Annotated in this window: 11 protein-coding genes; 3 read left to right on the top strand and 8 right to left on the bottom strand. The window is 67.2% G+C overall.

The genetic code is table 11. From position 1 onward, the window contains the following. Positions 1-131 precede the first annotated feature (131 nt). The 8 genes from eda to AC1DDA_RS06005 all read right to left on the bottom strand — a co-directional run bounded on the left by eda (position 132) and on the right by AC1DDA_RS06005 (position 8840). Complete coding sequence (eda, locus tag AC1DDA_RS05970) at positions 132-776, bottom strand: bifunctional 4-hydroxy-2-oxoglutarate aldolase/2-dehydro-3-deoxy-phosphogluconate aldolase (RefSeq protein WP_476780554.1); 645 nt, start codon at positions 774-776, stop codon at positions 132-134. A gap of 39 nt (positions 777-815) precedes the next feature. Beyond that, the gene (pgl, locus tag AC1DDA_RS05975; protein WP_476795017.1) at positions 816-1502 is read right to left on the bottom strand and encodes a 6-phosphogluconolactonase; all 687 of its coding nucleotides are present in this window, start codon (positions 1500-1502) and stop codon (positions 816-818) included. After that, complete coding sequence (gene zwf / locus AC1DDA_RS05980) at positions 1502-3004, bottom strand: glucose-6-phosphate dehydrogenase (protein ID WP_476795018.1); 1503 nt, start codon at positions 3002-3004, stop codon at positions 1502-1504. Before zwf ends, pgl begins: the two co-directional genes overlap by 1 nt. Positions 3005-3342: 338 nt before the next feature. Beyond that, entirely contained in the window at positions 3343-4098 is a 756-nt protein-coding gene (locus tag AC1DDA_RS05985) for an ABC transporter ATP-binding protein (RefSeq protein WP_476795019.1), read from the bottom strand. 172 nt (positions 4099-4270) lie between these two features. After that, the gene (locus tag AC1DDA_RS05990) at positions 4271-5128 is read right to left on the bottom strand and encodes an ABC transporter ATP-binding protein (protein ID WP_476795020.1); all 858 of its coding nucleotides are present in this window, start codon (positions 5126-5128) and stop codon (positions 4271-4273) included. A gap of 4 nt (positions 5129-5132) precedes the next feature. Continuing rightward, on the bottom strand, positions 5133-6038 hold the full coding sequence (gene nikC, locus AC1DDA_RS05995; RefSeq protein WP_441468940.1) for a nickel transporter permease: 906 nt from the start codon (positions 6036-6038) through the stop codon (positions 5133-5135). 10 nt (positions 6039-6048) lie between these two features. Further along, on the bottom strand, positions 6049-7113 hold the full coding sequence (locus AC1DDA_RS06000) for an ABC transporter permease (protein ID WP_476795021.1): 1065 nt from the start codon (positions 7111-7113) through the stop codon (positions 6049-6051). Positions 7114-7247: 134 nt separating this feature from the next. After that, on the bottom strand, positions 7248-8840 hold the full coding sequence (locus AC1DDA_RS06005; protein WP_476795022.1) for an ABC transporter substrate-binding protein: 1593 nt from the start codon (positions 8838-8840) through the stop codon (positions 7248-7250). A 246-nt stretch (positions 8841-9086) separates the two neighbouring features. Between AC1DDA_RS06005 and AC1DDA_RS06010 the strand changes: the two genes are divergently transcribed. The 3 genes from AC1DDA_RS06010 to AC1DDA_RS06020 all read left to right on the top strand — a co-directional run bounded on the left by AC1DDA_RS06010 (position 9087) and on the right by AC1DDA_RS06020 (position 15947). Beyond that, a complete protein-coding gene (locus tag AC1DDA_RS06010) occupies positions 9087-12476 on the top strand; it encodes a transglutaminase family protein (protein ID WP_476795023.1) in 3390 nt (1129 codons plus the stop codon). Between the two features lie 73 nt (positions 12477-12549). After that, positions 12550-15072: a circularly permuted type 2 ATP-grasp protein gene (locus AC1DDA_RS06015; RefSeq protein WP_476795024.1), complete on the top strand. Its 2523-nt coding sequence runs from the start codon at positions 12550-12552 to the stop codon at positions 15070-15072. Continuing rightward, entirely contained in the window at positions 15069-15947 is an 879-nt protein-coding gene (locus AC1DDA_RS06020; protein WP_476795025.1) for a transglutaminase family protein, read from the top strand. Before AC1DDA_RS06015 ends, AC1DDA_RS06020 begins: the two co-directional genes overlap by 4 nt. Position 15948 lies beyond the last annotated feature (1 nt).

Here is a 15948-nt window from a genome sequence, read left to right on the forward strand (position 1 = left end):
GCGTCATGCTCGGGCTTGCCCCGAGCATCTCATGCCGAAAGAGACTCCAGCGCCGCATCTTGCCAGAAATTCTCGGGTCTGCGCTTCGCTCCGCCCGATAATGACACACGGCCTACGCGTGTGCGGTCGAGTCAGGCCCGTGCCTTCAGGAAGGCTTCCTTCGCCTCGCGCGCCAAGGTGGTGATGCGGTTCCAGTCGCCGGCTGCGATCGCATCGGCCGGCACGAGCCAGGAGCCGCCGACGCAGATCACCTGCGGCAGAGCGAGATAGTCGCCAAGGTTCTTGAGGCCGACGCCGCCGGTCGGGCAGAAGCTCATCTGCGGAAACGGGCCGGAAAGCGCCTTCAGGGCCGGTGGGCCGCCGGCCTGCTCTGCCGGGAAGAACTTGGCGGTGGTGCGGCCTGCCGCAACGGCGCGCATGCAATCGGAAGCAGTGGCGACACCCGGCAGCCACGGCAGGTCCACCTTGCGCAGGGCTTCATCGACGCTCTCGCTGAAGCCGGGGCTGACCACGGCCTGCGCACCGGCATCCTTGACCTGCGCGGCCTGTGCAGGCGTGACGACCGTGCCGGCGACGGGCAGCGCTTTCGGGACCGACTTCGCGATGGCAGCGAGGGCCTCCATCGCGGCCGGGCGGCGCAGCGTGACCTCGACCACATCGATGCCGCCGGCGACCAGCGCATGGGCGAGATCGACGGCCCGCGAGGCATCCTCGATCACGACGACGGGGATCACGCCGCAGCTCTTCAACCGGGCAATCGCGGCAGTCTCGTCCATGGCTTCATCTTTCAATCGATTTGAACGGATGACCGGGCTCTACTCCTTCGCCCAGTAGACGTCGAGCCCCTGCTCCCGGCCGAGCAGCATATCGACCGGCAGCGGCGCCTTGCGGGCGGCCGCCTCCTTCAGCACCGCTTCCTTGGCGCCGCCGGAAACGAGCAGGCTCGCCCAACCTGCACCGCGGAGGCGCACTGGCGAAAGCGACAGCCGGGGCGGCAAACCCGGCGGGCGGGCCACGACGATGCCGCTGTCCGGCACGGCATCGAAGGTGGCTTCGGCGCCGGGGAAGAGTGAAGCGATATGCCCATCCGCTCCCATCCCGCTGACCAGCAGATCGAGCGGCGGAAGTGCTGCCAGCTCCGCGCATAGCAGGGCCGCGGCCGCCTCGATGTCGCTGCCACGTCCATGGAAAGAGAGGAACTCGGCGCGTCCGTCCGCAAGCGGTGCGAATTGCGCACGGATCATGCGCTCGTTCGATGCCTCGTCATCGGCCGCGACGAAGCGCTCGTCGGTCGGCAGCAACGTGACCTCATTCCATGGGAGATCGTGCTGTCCGAGCGCCGCGAGAAAGCGTGCCGGCGTCGTGCCGCCGGGCACGGCGAGCAGCGCCCGGCCCTTCTCGGCGAGCACTTGCGCCAGCCGCACCGCGACGGTCTCGGCTAAGGCCTCCGAGGCATCGGCCAGCGTGGCGAATCGGTGCCAGGCGAGCGGGCCGGCCGCCATCAGACGAAATCCGGATCGGCCCAGGAGCGGCCGTCGCGCTCGATGAGGCCGATCGCCTGCGACGGCCCCCAGGAGCCCGCGGCGTAGCGATGCGGATGCGGATAGTAGTCCTGCCAGCCGGCAATGATCGGATCGACCCAGGCCCAGGCCTGCTCGACCTCGTCGCGGTGCATGAACAGCGTCTGGTCGCCGCGGATCACGTCGGTCAGCAGGCGCTCATAGGCATCCGGCGTGCGCTCGTCGAAGGCGGTGGAATAACGCAGGTCGAGCTGGCGCGGCACAATCTTGAGCCGGCCGGAGCCCGGCACCTTCATCATCAGCTGGAGCTGGACGCCGTCGTTCGGCTGCAGGCGGATGAAGAGGCGGTTGGCATCGAGCCTGTCGCAGCTGCCGTTGCCGAAGATCGAATGCGGCACCGGCTTGAAGGTGACGGCGATCTCGGAATAGCGCTGCGCCATGCGCTTGCCTGTGCGCAGATAGATCGGCACGCCGGCCCAGCGCCAATTATCGACTTCGCAGCGAATGGCGACGAAGGTTTCGGTGTTCGAGCCGTGGCCGAGTTCTTCGGCATAGCCGCGGACGCGCTGGCCGTCGATCTGGCCCGGCCCGTACTGGCCGCGCACGGTGTAGCGCTGGACGTCCGGGCCTACGATGGGGCGCAGCGCCTTCAGCACCTTGATCTTCTCCTCGCGAACCGCCCCGGACTCCAGCATGTTCGGTGGCTCGATGGCGAAGAGGGTCAGCAATTGCATGAGATGGTTCTGCACCATGTCGCGCATATGCCCGGCCTTGTCGTAATAGCCGGCGCGCTGCTCCAGCCCCACGGTCTCGGCTACGGTGATCTGGACATGGTCGATGTCCCGGCTCGACCAAGAGCGTTCGAACAGCGTGTTGGCGAAGCGCAGGACGAGCAGGTTCTGCACCGTCTCCTTGCCGAGATAATGGTCGATCCGGTAGGTGCGGCTTTCCGGCAGGATGCGCGCGACGGCATCGTTGATCTGCCGCGCCGAGGCGAGATCGCGGCCGAGCGGCTTCTCCAGGATGACGCGCGAGGTCGGCGTCAGGATTTCCGCCTTGGCGAGGTTCTCGCAGATCGGGATAAAGAGGTCAGGCGGGGTCGAGAGATAGAAGGAGCGCACGCGCTCGCTCTCGCCCAGCGCCTGCTTCAAGGCCTTGTAGGTCTCGGGCTGGACCGCATCGAGCATGACCATCGTCAACCGGCGCAGGAATGGTTCGACCTGCTCTTTCGGAATTCCCTCCTCATGGAGCCGCTTCGCGATTTGCTTGGGCAGCCCTTCGACATCCTCCTCCTTGCGGACGACGGCGAAGATCCGGCTTTCGCCGGGCAGTACGCCCTCGCGATTGCGCTGGGCGAGAGCCGGGAAAAGCTTGCGCAAAGCGAGATCGCCGCCGGCGCCGAAGATCACGAGATCGAAGGGCGGGACCGGTGTCCGCTCGGGAATGCTCTCGGGCCGAAGCGGGTTGTCGACGATGGCGTCCATAAGTCCTGTAACTCCGTCAGGCGGTGCCGGTTCGCTGGACCGGCGCGAAGCCTTGCCGTCCGGCCAAGCTTCGATCCGGACGCGAAGCAGCTAACGCAAGGCTGCGCCTAGAGTGAGACGGTTTTGCCGTGCTGCAAAGAGGGAACGGCGCAGGGCCGATCCCCTCGCTGCTCAATCCTCAGCCGACAGCCCCGCAAGCCCTCCTCCTGAGGAGCCATTCCAGCAGGAATGGCGTCGCGAAGGATGCTTCAGGAGGCTCCCGCGCAAGCTGGAACATCCTTCGTGTCGCGGGCCTGCGGCCGGCTCCTCAGGATGAGGGCTGAGATTTGGGAACCCGTTTAGCCCGCGCGGCGGAAGCCCGCGCTCGCCGCCAGCAATTGCTTGGCGTAGGCCGTCTGCGGCTGGCGCGCGGCAAGCGTCCCGACGGTCATTTCCTCGACGGCGCGGCCGAACTGCATGACGAGCAGCCGCTCGCACATATGTCCGACGACGGCGAGATCGTGGCTGACGAGGATGTAAGTCAGCTTGCGCTCCTGCCTGAGCGCAGCGAGCAGATTGAGCACCTCGGCCTGAATGGAGACGTCGAGCGCCGAGGTCGGCTCGTCCAACAACAGGATCGAGGGTTCGAGCACCAGAGCGCGGGCGATAGCGACGCGCTGGCGCTGGCCGCCCGAAAGCTGATGCGGATAACGGAAGCGGAAGGAGGCCGGCAGGCCAACATCGGAGAGGGCCTTGCCGATGCGCGCTTCGGCATCACCGGCACCGTGGATCGCCAGCGGCTCGGCCAGGGTGTCGTCCACGGTCTTTTTGGGATGAAGCGAGCCGTAGGGGTCCTGGAAGACCATCTGGACATGGCGGTAGAAGGCCTTGTCCCGGACCTTGGGCTGCACCGCGCCCTCGATCGTGGCCGAACCGCTCCAGTCGCGATTGAGGCCGGAGAGCACGCGCAGCACGGTCGATTTGCCGGAACCGGACTCGCCGACGAGGCCATAGCTCTCGCCCTTGCGCACCTCGAATGAAAGGTCCTTCACGACATGGGAGTCGCCGAAGGACACATTGAGCTTGTCGACGGAGATCGCGGGTTGGGTGGTCATACGAGGATCTCTCTGTCATTCCGGGGCATCGCGCAGCGGTGAGCCCGGAACCCATGAACACCGGACTGGAAGGGATAAGCGGAACGGCCGAGCCTCGTCCTTCTGCTGACGCGGTTATGGATTCCGGGCTCGCAGCTTCGCAGCGCCCCGGAATGACGGAGGAGAGATTTCGTCATGCCAGCCAGGCCGGGTCGCGGTTGAGGGTGGACAGCTTCGCCCGGGGATGGTCGAGATCCGGCAGGCATTCGAGCAGGCCGAGCGTATAGGGATGGCGGCGGCTGCGCGTGGAGGCGTCGGCAAGCTCGGCTGCCGGCAGCGTCTCCATCACCTTGCCGCCATACATGACGATGACCCGGTCGCAGAAGGACTGCACGAGATGCAGGTCATGGCTGATGAAGATCAGCCCCATGCCGCGCTCGGTCACGAGATCGTCGAGGATCTTGAGGATCTGGAGTTGCACGGTGACGTCGAGTGCCGAGGTCGGCTCGTCGGCGATCAGGATCTCGGGCTCGGCGATCAGCATCATCGCGATCATCACGCGCTGGCCCATGCCGCCCGAAACCTCGTGCGGATAGAGGTCGTAGACGCGAGCGGGATCGCGGATCTGCACGGATTCCAGCATGGCGAGGCTACGCTCCCGCGCCTCGCGAGAACCGGCCTTGCGGTGGATGCGATAGGCCTCGGCGATCTGGCTGCCGACGGTCTGCACCGGGTTCAGCGAGAATTTCGGGTCCTGCATCACCATGGAGATGTGGCGGCCGCGCAGCTTGCGCCGCGCGCCCTTGTCCATCGCCGTCAGGTCCTGGCCGCGGAAGCGCATGCCATCGGCACTGACGACACCGGGGTGCGGGATGAGGTCGAGGATGGCGCGGCCGGTCATCGACTTGCCGGAGCCGGACTCGCCGACGATGCCGAGGCGCTCCCGCCCCAGCTTGAAGGACAAGCCGCGCACGGCCCGCACAATGCCGGTCGGCGTGTGGAAGTCGACCTTGAGATTGTCGACCTCGAGAAGAGGCTGCTCGCTCGTCATGACCTCACCTCGCATCCATGACGTCGCGGAGCCCGTCGCCGAGCAGGTTGAAGCCGAGCGCGACAACACAGATCGCGAGTCCCGGGAAGGTCGCGACCCACCACTGGTCGAAGATCTGCTCGCGGCCAGCGGAGATCATTGCGCCCCATTCCGGCATCGGCGGCTGCGCGCCGAGGCCGAGGAAGCCGAGGCCGGCGGCGGTCAGGATGATGCCGGCCATGTCGAAGGTGGTGCGCACGATCAGCGAAGGCATGCACATCGGCACGACATGCTTCCAGATGATGCGGGCGCGCGAGGCGCCCTGCAGGCGCATCGCCTCGATATAATCCTGGTTGCGGATCACCATGGTCTCGGCGCGGGCGACGCGCGCATAGGGCGGCCAGGTCGTGATCGCGATGGCGATGATGGCGTTGACGATGCCGGGTCCGAGCGCGGCGACGAAGGCCAGCGCCAGCACAAGGCGCGGGAAGGCGAGGAAGACATCGGTGATGCGCATCAGGAGACGGTCGACCCAGCCGCCGAAATAGCCGGAGACCGCGCCGATCAGCAGGCCGAAGGGGCCGACCGTCACCACGACCAGCAGCACGATGACCAGCGTGATGCGCGTGCCGTAGACGATGCGACTGAAGATGTCGCGCCCGAGCGCGTCGGTGCCGAACCAGTTGGTCGCGGACGGCGGCAGCAGCCGCTTGTCGAGTGCCTGCGCCAGCGGGTCGAACGGTGCGATCAGCGGCGCGAAGGCGGCGACCAGCAGCAGCAGGACGATGATCGCGAGGCCCGCCACGGCCATAGGATTGCGCCTGAAGGCGAGCCATTGCCGGTAGAGCTGGCCGAGGCGGGCCTGGCGGCGCGATGCCGGGGAATCGCTGATCAGCCAGGCATGCAGGCCGGCGGAGGAAGTGTCGCTCATATCCGCCTCCTCAGCGCACGCGCGGATCGGCCAGCCGGCCGATGATGTCAGTCAGCAGATTGACCGCGATGAAGACGACGCCGACCACCAGCGTGCCGCCGAGCACGGCGTTCATGTCGGCGTTGAGCAGCGCGTTGGTGAGGTAGCGGCCGAGCCCCGGCCAGGCGAAGATCGTCTCTGTCAGCACCGAGCCTTCGAGCAGGTGCATATAGGAGAGTGCGATCACGGTGAAGAGCGGCACGGCGGCGTTGCGCAGGGCGTGGCGCCAGATCACGGCGGCTTCCGAGACGCCCTTCACGCGGGCCGCGATGACGTATTGCTGCTGCAGCTCGCTGATCATGAAGCTGCGGGTCATGCGGCTGATATAGGCGACCGACAGCAGGCCGAGGACGAGCGCCGGCAGGATCAGGTGCGAGAATGCGTCCCAGAAGGCTTCCCATTCGCCTTCGAGCGCCGCGTCGATCATGATGACGCCGGTGCGGGTGGTGACGATGTCCTGCCAGACCACAGAGATGCGGCCAGGCCCGGAAACCCAGCCGAGCTTGGCGTAGAACAGCAGCAGCGCCATCAGGCCGATCCAGAAGACCGGCACGGAATAGCCGACAAGGCCGACGACGCGGGCGACCTGATCCTGCCAGCGGCCCTGGTTGACGGCGGCGAGGATGCCGAGCGGCACGCCGATGAGGACGCCGATCAACGTACCGAGCGTGGCAAGTTCCAGCGTCGCCGGGAAGACGCGCTTGATGTCTTCGGTAACCGGGTTCGAGGTCAGCACGGAGGTGCCGAGATTTCCGGTGAAGACCTTGCCGATATAGATGGCGAATTGCTGCCAGAGCGGCTTGTCGAGGCCGAGCTCGATGCGCGCGGCTTCATAGGTCTCGGGACGGGCATTGTCGCCGACGACGGCGAGCACCGGATCGATCGGGATGACCCGGGCGATGAAGAAGGTGACGAGCAGCAGGCCGAACATGGTGATGACCACGGTCGTCAGCTCGCGCGAGAGCGCGCGGCCCCAACGGCCCAGCCTTCCCGGCGAGGCGCTCTTGCGGGCTGGCGCCTGCGTCACGGCCGTCATGCCTCGCCTCCGTTCCTGATCGTCATGAGCAACGGTCTCTCCTGGCCGGGCGGGTCACGCCGGCAGCGTATTCTACGGGAACGCAAAGACCCGCCGAGGCCAAGGGCCAGGGCGGGTCTCCTGCGTCACGGAACTTAGTTCTTGACGATGGTCGCGTAGAAATTGGTGTCCGAGCTCGGGCCGATGACCCAGCCGTTCACGTTCTTGCGCTCGGCCGAGACCTCGATCTGCTGGAACATGATGACGAAGGGCGAGACCTTCTGATGCTCGCGCTGCAGCGTCTCATAGGTCGCCTTGCGCTTGACGGCGTCGGCTTCCAGCACCGCGCCCTGCGTGATCTTGGTCATGTCCGGGATATCCCAGGCATTGCGCCAGGCCAACGTCTTCGACTTCGCCTCCTCGCCATTGTCCTCGTTGATGGCGAAGGTCTCGGCATTCGTGTGCGGGTCGAGATAGTCCGGGCCCCACTGGCCGATATAGATGTCGTGGGTGCGGGCGCGGTACTTGGTCAGGGTCTGCTTGCCGTCGCCCGGGATGATCTCGAGCTTGACGCCGGCCTGGGCCCAGGTCGCCTGGATCGCCTGGGCGATATCGGTGATCGGCGCAACCGAACGGGTGTCCATGGTGACGGTGAAGCCGTTGGCCAGACCGGCCTGGGCGAGCAGTTCCTTCGCCTTGGCGAGGTTCAGCTGGTAGGGCTTGTCCGAGATCGCGCCGAGGAAGCCCTGCGGCAGGAAGGATTCGTGGCCCCTGTAGGTGCCTTCGAGGATGTTCTTCTCGATCGAGGTGTAATCGACCAGCAGCTTCAGCGCTTCGCGCACCTCGGGCTTGGCGAGGTTCGGGTTCTTCTGGTTCAGGCCGAGATAGAGGATGTAGCCCTTGTCACCCTGGACGATCTTGATCGCTTCGTTGCTCTTGACCGCCGCGAGCTGGTCCTTGGAGAGGTTGCGGGCGATATCGGCATCGCCCTTCTCGACGAGCAGGCGCTGCGAGGCCGGCTCGGCGACATGGCGTACGACGACGCGCTTGCTCTTCGGCGCGCCCTTGTACCAGCTCTCGTTGGCGTCGAGCGTGTACTGCTCGTTCGGGCGGTAGGCGCGGACCTTGTAGGCGCCGGAGCCGGCGGAATTGAGTTTCAGCCAGGCATTGCCCCAGTCGCCGTCCTTCTCATTGGCCTTGACCAGCTTGGAATCGACGATCGAAGCCACGCCGGAGGTCAGGCAGTTGTAGAAGAAGGTCGGTGCGAAGGGCTTGGAGACGGTGATCTGGACGGTGTTCTCGTCGAGAGCCTTGACCTTGTCGAGCACGTTCTCGGCGACGAAGCCGAACTGGCGCAGGATGAAGCCCGGCGACTTGTTCAGCGTAACCGCGCGCTGGACGGAGTAGACCACGTCGGCCGCGGTCAGCGGGTTGCCGGAGTGGAACTTGACGCCTTTGCGCAGCTTGAAGGTGTAGGTCAGGCTGTCGGGGCTGACGGTCCAGCTCTCGGCGAGATCCGGCACCAGCGCGTTGTTCTTGGCGATATCGACGTTGATCAGCTTGTCGTAGACGTTCGCGACGACCTCCACGCCGGAGAATTCGAAAGCCTCGGCCGGATCGAGCGTGATGATGTCGTCGATCTGCTTGGCCATGACGATCGTATCCTTCGGCGTCTGCGCGAAGGCGACCGTCGTCGACATCAAGGCCGCAAAGGCCGAAGCCGCCATCAACTTGGCTACGTGACGCATCGATTTCCCCGTTGTTCGTGTCTCTGGAGCCATCGATGGCCCCTTGCCGGCTATCTGCAACCAGTCGGGCTCGGCTGTCCAGCCGACCGCAGGCCATCCGCTCGCCATTATGCACATCTCTTGGGCAGAGGCTCTCCCGCCTGCCGCCACCCTGTCCACCGGGCGCCTTGCGCATGCGATCCGGCTCGCTAACCTATCTCGGTGGGCGGTTTGCCGCCTTTGCCAGCGTCCCGGGGGAGCCGAACCTTGGCCATTATCGCCGCGCTGAACCACGTCACCCACTATTCCTATGATCGCCCGGTCACGCTCGGGCCGCAGATCATCCGCCTGCGGCCGGCGCCGCATTGCCGGGCGGCGATCAACAGCTATTCGCTGAAGGTGACGCCGGCCCAGCATTTCGTGAACTGGCAGCAGGACCCGGCCGGCAACTGGCTGGCGCGCTTCGTCTTCCCGGAGCCCGTTAGGGAATTCCGCATCGAGGTCGATGTCGTCACCGAGCTGTCGGTGATCAATCCCTTCGACTTCTTCGTCGAGGCGGAGGCCGAGATCTTTCCCTTCGCCTACACGCCGGAGCAGCGAGCGGAGCTCGCGCCCTATCTGGTGACGGAACCGGCCGGGCCGCTGCTCGAAGCCTTCCTCGCGGAGCTGCCGAAGGAGCCGGCCAACACGGTCAACTTCATCGTCGATCTCAACGCCCGCCTGCAGCAACGCATCGCCTATGGCATCCGTATGGAGCCCGGCGTGCAGGAGCTGGAGCATACGCTCTCGATCGGGTCCGGCTCCTGCCGCGACACGAGCTGGCTGCTGGTCCAGGCGCTCCGGCATCTCGGCCTCGCGGCGCGCTTCGTCTCCGGCTACCTGGTCCAGATGAAGGCCGACGTCGATCCGCTGGAGGGCCCCCGCGGCACCGACAAGGATTTCACCGACCTTCACGCCTGGGCCGAGGTCTATATTCCAGGCGCGGGCTGGGTCGGGCTCGACCCGACCTCCGGGCTTCTCACCGGAGAGGGCCACCTGCCGCTGGCGGCGACGGCGCATTACCGCTCGGCCGCGCCGGTCTCGGGCGTGGCGAGCTATGCCGAGACGAGCTTCGACTTCCGGATGAGCGTGACGCGGGTGCACGAGGTGCCACGCATCACCCTGCCCTTCTCCGACGAATCCTGGCAGGCGCTGGACGCGCTCGGCGAGAAGGTCGAGGCCGATCTGCAGGCGCAGGACGTTCGGCTCACCATGGGCGGCGAGCCGACCTTCGTCTCGATCGACGACCAGACCGGAGCGGAGTGGAACATCGCCGCCGTCGGACCGACCAAGCGCGAGCGCGCCGACGCATTGATCCGGCGCCTGCGCGAGCGCTTCGCGCCCGGAGGGATGCTGCATTACGGCCAGGGCAAATGGTATCCCGGCGAGAGCCTGCCGCGCTGGGCCTTCGCGCTCTACTGGCGCCGCGACGGGCAGCCGATCTGGCGCAACCCCGACCTCATCGCCCGCGAGCCCGGTGCCAGGACCGGCGGCGACCGAGAGCTCGAAGCCGGCGCGACCGTCCAGGATGCCGAGGCGTTGGCGAGGGAACTTTCGGAAAATCTCGGCCTCGGCGCCGACTACGTCATCCCGGCCTATGAGGATACCGGCCACTGGCTGCTGAAGGAGGCGCAGCTTCCCGACAATGTCGACCCGCTCGATTCACGCCTCTCCGATCCCGAGGAGCGGGCGCGGATGGCGCAGGTCTTCCAGCTCGGTCTCGGCCATCCCCGCGGCTTCGTCATCCCGGTGCAGCGCTGGCAGGCGGCCGCGAACGACCGGCGCTGGCGCTCGGAGAAATGGCGGCTGCGGCGCGGCAAGCTCTTCCTCGTGCCGGGCGACTCGCCGGTCGGTTATCGACTGCCGCTCGGCTCCCTCCCCGACATACCGAAAGCCGAATACCCGCATATTCATCCACAGGACCCGACGGAGCCGCGTGGTCCGCTGCCGCCGGCCGGCGTCTCGCAGGCCGCGCCGGCGCCGGGCGCCGGAAGCCCACCGGCGCCGGTGGCCCCGACCAGCTTCGCAGCGCCGACACAAATGTCCGTCCAGGCCGATCTCGGCGTGGCAGGTACAGCCCAGCAGCGCACCGAGCAGGAGATCGGCGGCGAGCATGTGCGCACGGCGCTCAGCCTCGAAATCCGCGACAATGTGCTCTGCGTCTTCCTGCCGCCGGTCGAGCGGCTGGAGGACTACCTCGATCTCGTCGCCTCAATCGAAGCTGCCGCCGAAGAGACAGGCCTGCCAGTCCATATCGAGGGCTATGCGCCGCCCTTCGACCCGCGCCTCGATGTCATCAAAGTCACGCCCGACCCCGGCGTGATCGAGGTCAACATCCACCCGGCCACCGACTGGCGCGAGGCAGTGGCGATCACGCAGGGCGTCTACGAGGAGGCGCGGCAGGCGCGGCTCTGCGCCGAGAAATTCATGGTCGACGGACGCCACACCGGCACGGGCGGCGGCAACCATGTGGTGCTCGGCGGCGTGACCCCGGCGGATTCGCCCTTCCTGCGCCGGCCGGATCTATTGAAGAGCATCGTGCTCTACTGGAATCGGCACCCGGCCCTGTCCTACCTGTTCTCCGGGCTGTTCATCGGCCCGACCAGCCAGGCGCCGCGCATCGACGAAGCCCGGCAGGACCAGCTCTACGAGCTTGAGATCGCACTGGCGCAGGTGCCGAAACCGGGTGAGGCACCGATCCCGCTCTGGCTGGTCGACCGGCTGTTCCGCAACCTGCTGGTCGATGTCTCCGGCAACACGCATCGCACCGAAATCTGCATCGACAAGCTCTATTCGCCGGACGGGCCGACCGGACGGCTCGGGCTGCTGGAGTTCCGCGGCTTCGAGATGCCGCCGGATTCGCGAATGTCTCTGGCGCAGCAATTGCTGCTGAGGGCGCTGATCGCCTGGTTCTGGCGCGAGCCGCTGGATGGCAAGCTGGTGCGCTGGGGCACCGCGCTGCACGACCGCTTCATGCTGCCGGAGCTGGTCTGGCAGGATTTCCGCGAGGTGCTCGCGGACCTGAAGCACGCCGGCTACGCCTTCGACCCGGTCTGGTTCGAGGCGCAGGCCGAGTTCCGCTTCCCCTTCTTCGGCAAGGTCGCGCATGGCGGCGTCGAGATCGAGATCCGGCAGGCGCTGGAGCCCTGGCATGTGCTGGGCGAGGAAGGTGCGATCGGCGGCACGGTGCGCTATGTCGATTCCTCGGTGGAACGTCTGCAGGTGAAGGCGAGGGGCTTCGTTCCGGGCCGTCATCTGATCACCTGCAACGGCAGGCGGCTACCGATGACCGAGACAGGCGCCTCCGGCGAGGCGATCGCGGCCGTGCGCTTCAAGGCCTGGCAGCCGGCCTCGGGCCTGCACCCGACGATCCCGGTGCATGCGCCGCTGACCTTCGACATCGTCGATAGCTGGGCCGGACGCTCGCTTGGCGGCTGCGTCTACCATGTCGCGCATCCGGGCGGCCGCAATTACGAGACACCCCCGGTCAATTCCTATGAAGCGGAAGCAAGACGGCTCGCGCGCTTCGAAGCGATCGGTCATAGTCCCGGCGCTCTGGCGATTCCGCCGGAAGAGCGCAGCGCCGAATTTCCGCTCACGCTGGATCTGAGGCGGTAGTCATATTGGCGCGAATCATCCCGTTCGACTGGGATCAGTCGAACGGAAAGCGCGTGGGGGTCTGACAGAGCGAATGGCAGTGCAGGGCCGCACCCGGACGGGACGCAGCAGGGCAGACCGACGCGCCGCCCTTCTCGCCGGCTATCGGCCGCTGTCCGGCGCCTTCGACGAATTCATCGACGAGACCGGCGAGGTCAGACCGCATTGGGAGCCGTTCCTGTCGGAATGGTGCGCGCTGACGCCGGCCGAGCTGTCGCAGCGCTTCGGGCTGGCCGACCGGCATGTCCGCGACACCGGCGTGTCCTATCGCGTCCATGGCGACGTCGATGCGAATGATCCGGGCTTCGGTGAGCGCGCGTGGCCGCTGTCGCATGTGCCGCTCGTCATTCCCGAGGCGGAGTGGCAGGTCATCGCGGCAGGCATCACACAGCGCGCCGAGATCCTGTCGACATTGCTCGACGACCTCTACGGGCCGGGCGAGCTGATCGCGAAAGGGCTTCTCCCGGCTGCGATCGTCACCGGCAGCCCGGACTATCTGCGGCCCCTCCATGGCGCGCCCGGCGGCGGCGCGCTCCAGCTCTACGCCGCCGATCTCGGCCGCGGGCCGGACGGGCGTTGGTGGGTGCTGCAGGACCGGGCGCAGGCGCCGTCCGGCACCGGCTATGCGCTGGAGAACCGGCTGGCGCTCGCCCGCGCCTTCCCGGACATGTTCCGCAGCATGAACATCGAGCGGCTCGCGCCCTTCTTCCAGAGCTTCCGCGCCGGGCTCGTTGCGCGCTCCAGGCGTGTCGAGCCGCGCATCTGCCTGCTCACCCCCGGCCCGCTCAACGAGAGCTATTTCGAGCAGGCCTATCTCGCGCGCTATCTCGGCTTCCTGCTGGTCGAGGGCGGCGACCTTCTGATGCGGGAGGGCCGCGTCCATGTGCGCACCATCGCCGGGCTGAAGCGCGCCGACGTGATCTGGCGACGTATCGACGGCGACTTCGCCGACCCGCTCGAACTCAACGCCGGCTCGGCGCTGGGTGTGGCCGGGCTGGTCGAGGCCGTCCGCCAAGGCCATGTTCATGTCGCCAATGGGCTGGGCTCCGGCGTGGTCGAGTCACGCGCTCTCATGGGCTTCATGCCGGCTTTGGCCGAGCAACTCACCGGCGGGGAGCTGATCCTGCCGAATGTCGCGACCTGGTGGTGCGGCCAGCAGCCGGAGCGCCAGGCGGTGCTCGATCGGTTCGACGAGATGAGCGTGGCGCCCGCCTTCCGCAGCGCCGGCGGCGGGCTCGATACGGCGCCCATCGTGGCCGCCGAATTGCCCGAGGCGGAGCGGGAGGCGCTGCGCCGGCGGATCCAGGCACGCGGCATGGACTATGTCGGGCAGGAGGTGGTGCGGCTCTCGACCATGCCGGTCTTCCAGAACGGGCGCCTCGAACCCCATCCGATGATGCTGCGTGTTTTCGCCGCGGCCACGCCCGATGGCTGGAGGGTGATGCCCGGCGGCTTCTGCCGCATCTCCGACGAGCCCGATGCGCGGGCCGTCAGCCTGCGCAATGGCGTGCGCTCCAGCGATGTCTGGATCACCTCGGAGGAGCCGGTCGCGCAGATCAGCCTGCTGCCGACACCCGACCGCACCAGCATCCGGCGGGTGACCGGCACGCTGCCGAGCCGCGCCGCCGACAATCTGTTCTGGCTCGGCCGCTATCTGGAGCGTGGCGAGGCCACGTTGCGGCTGGTGCGGGCCCTGCTCGGCCGGCTGATCGATCCCGATCCGGCGCCGGGTCACAGCGAGACCGTCCGCCAACTGGCGGGCATGCTCGTCGCCTGGGGAGCCGCCCCGAGCGGTGCGGGACACAAGGACCCGGCTGCACAAGCACGCGCTGCGCTCTTCAGCCTCGACGATTATGGCTCGGCCGCCGCTTCGGTCCGGGAGGCCCGGCGAACCGCCTCGGTGATACGCGAGCGCCTTTCGGTCGATGCCTGGAGGCTGTTCGGCGACCTGCAGCGCCAGCTTCTTCCCGAGGAAGGCCGCAAGCACAGCGAAGGCGAGACCTATGAGAGCGCCGACCGGGCGCTGAAGACGCTCGCCGCCTTCTCGGGCCTCAGCCAGGAGAACATGGTGCGCGGCGCGGGCTGGCGCTTCCTCGATATCGGCCGGCGCCTGGAGCGTGGCATCGTAACCTGCCGCTTCGCCCGGCAATTCGCCGACAGCCATGCCTCCGGCGACAGCCTCGACACCCTGCTCGACCTCACGGATTCGCAGATCACCTACCGCTCGCGCTACCTGCTCGGCGCGAGCCTGCAGCCGGTGCTCGATCTGGTGATGCTCGACCCCTACAATCCCCGCTCCGTCGCCTTCCAGATCGAACGGCTCGATGCCGAGATCGCCGCCCTGCCCGCGCTCACCGACGACGGCATGCTGGAAGCGCCGCGCCGGCTGGTGCTGCGGCTCGCCGCCGATTGCCGCACGACCGAAGCGAGCCGGCTCGACCGCACCAGCATCCTGCTGTTCGAGCAATTGCTGATGGGCGTCTCCAGCGCCATCGCCGACCGCTATTTCCTCCAGAACAGCGGCCCCGAAGGCTCGCGGATGACGGGCATCGCGTGATCTACGAGCTGCGCCACGTCACCACCTACGGCTACAGCCGCCAGGTCCCGTTTTCCCGCTGCATCCTGCGTCTCCTGCCGCATGACGGCCCCGGCCAGATCGTGCGGAAGGCCGAGCTCTCGATCTCGCCGCGGCCGGCCGAGCGCAGCGACGGCATCTGCTTCTTCGGCAACCGGATGACCACGGTCACGATCACCAAGCCGCATCGCGAGTTGAAGGTGGAGATGCGCGCCCGGATCGAAGTGCATCGGCAGGCCCCGCCCCATGCCGGGCTGACCCGCAACTGGGAGGAGGTCGCGCAGCTCGCGCTGGCATCGAACAGCCTGGCCCCGGATTCGCCGGCGCATCACCTCTATCCGAGCCGGCTCGTTCCCCCCGTTGCGGCGGTGATCGCCTATGCGGCAGAGAGCTTTGGGGCGCGGCGACCGGTGCTCGAAGCCGCCAGCGAGCTGATGACACGCATCCGGCGCGACTTCTCCTATGATCCGGAGGCGACGGAGGTCAGCACGCCCATCGCCGAGGCCTTCGCCCAGCGCCACGGCGTCTGCCAGGACTTTGCCCATATTATGATCGGTGGTTTGCGGGGCCTCGGCCTACCGGCCGCCTATGTCAGCGGCTACATCCGAACCATCCCGCCGCCCGGCGAAAAACGCCTCGAAGGGTCCGACGCCAGCCATGCCTGGGTGTTGCTCTGGTGCGGCCCGGAGACAGGCTGGGTCGGCCTCGACCCGACCAATGATCTGATCGTCGCCGACGACCATATCGTCACCGCCATCGGCCGGGACTATGCCGATGTGGCCCCTCTCGACGGCGTGGTGATCGGCCCCGGCTCGCAGAAGATCGGCGTTGCCGTGGACGTCATCCCGGTCGGCTGAA

The organism is Allobosea sp. 10N428, assembly GCF_056394545.1.

What these genes read in the sequence shown, in the direction of transcription:
- eda (WP_476780554.1), bottom strand. Translation starts at nt 776, where the DNA reads ATGGACGAGACTGCCGCGATTGCCCGGTTGAAGAGCTGCGGCGTGATC.
- pgl (WP_476795017.1), bottom strand. Translation starts at nt 1,502, where the DNA reads ATGGCGGCCGGCCCGCTCGCCTGGCACCGATTCGCCACGCTGGCCGAT.
- zwf (WP_476795018.1), bottom strand. Translation starts at nt 3,004, where the DNA reads ATGGACGCCATCGTCGACAACCCGCTTCGGCCCGAGAGCATTCCCGAG.
- AC1DDA_RS05985 (WP_476795019.1), bottom strand. Translation starts at nt 4,098, where the DNA reads ATGACCACCCAACCCGCGATCTCCGTCGACAAGCTCAATGTGTCCTTC.
- AC1DDA_RS05990 (WP_476795020.1), bottom strand. Translation starts at nt 5,128, where the DNA reads ATGACGAGCGAGCAGCCTCTTCTCGAGGTCGACAATCTCAAGGTCGAC.
- nikC (WP_441468940.1), bottom strand. Translation starts at nt 6,038, where the DNA reads ATGAGCGACACTTCCTCCGCCGGCCTGCATGCCTGGCTGATCAGCGAT.
- AC1DDA_RS06000 (WP_476795021.1), bottom strand. Translation starts at nt 7,113, where the DNA reads ATGACGGCCGTGACGCAGGCGCCAGCCCGCAAGAGCGCCTCGCCGGGA.
- AC1DDA_RS06005 (WP_476795022.1), bottom strand. Translation starts at nt 8,840, where the DNA reads ATGCGTCACGTAGCCAAGTTGATGGCGGCTTCGGCCTTTGCGGCCTTG.
- AC1DDA_RS06015 (WP_476795024.1), top strand. Translation starts at nt 12,550, where the DNA reads ATGGCAGTGCAGGGCCGCACCCGGACGGGACGCAGCAGGGCAGACCGA.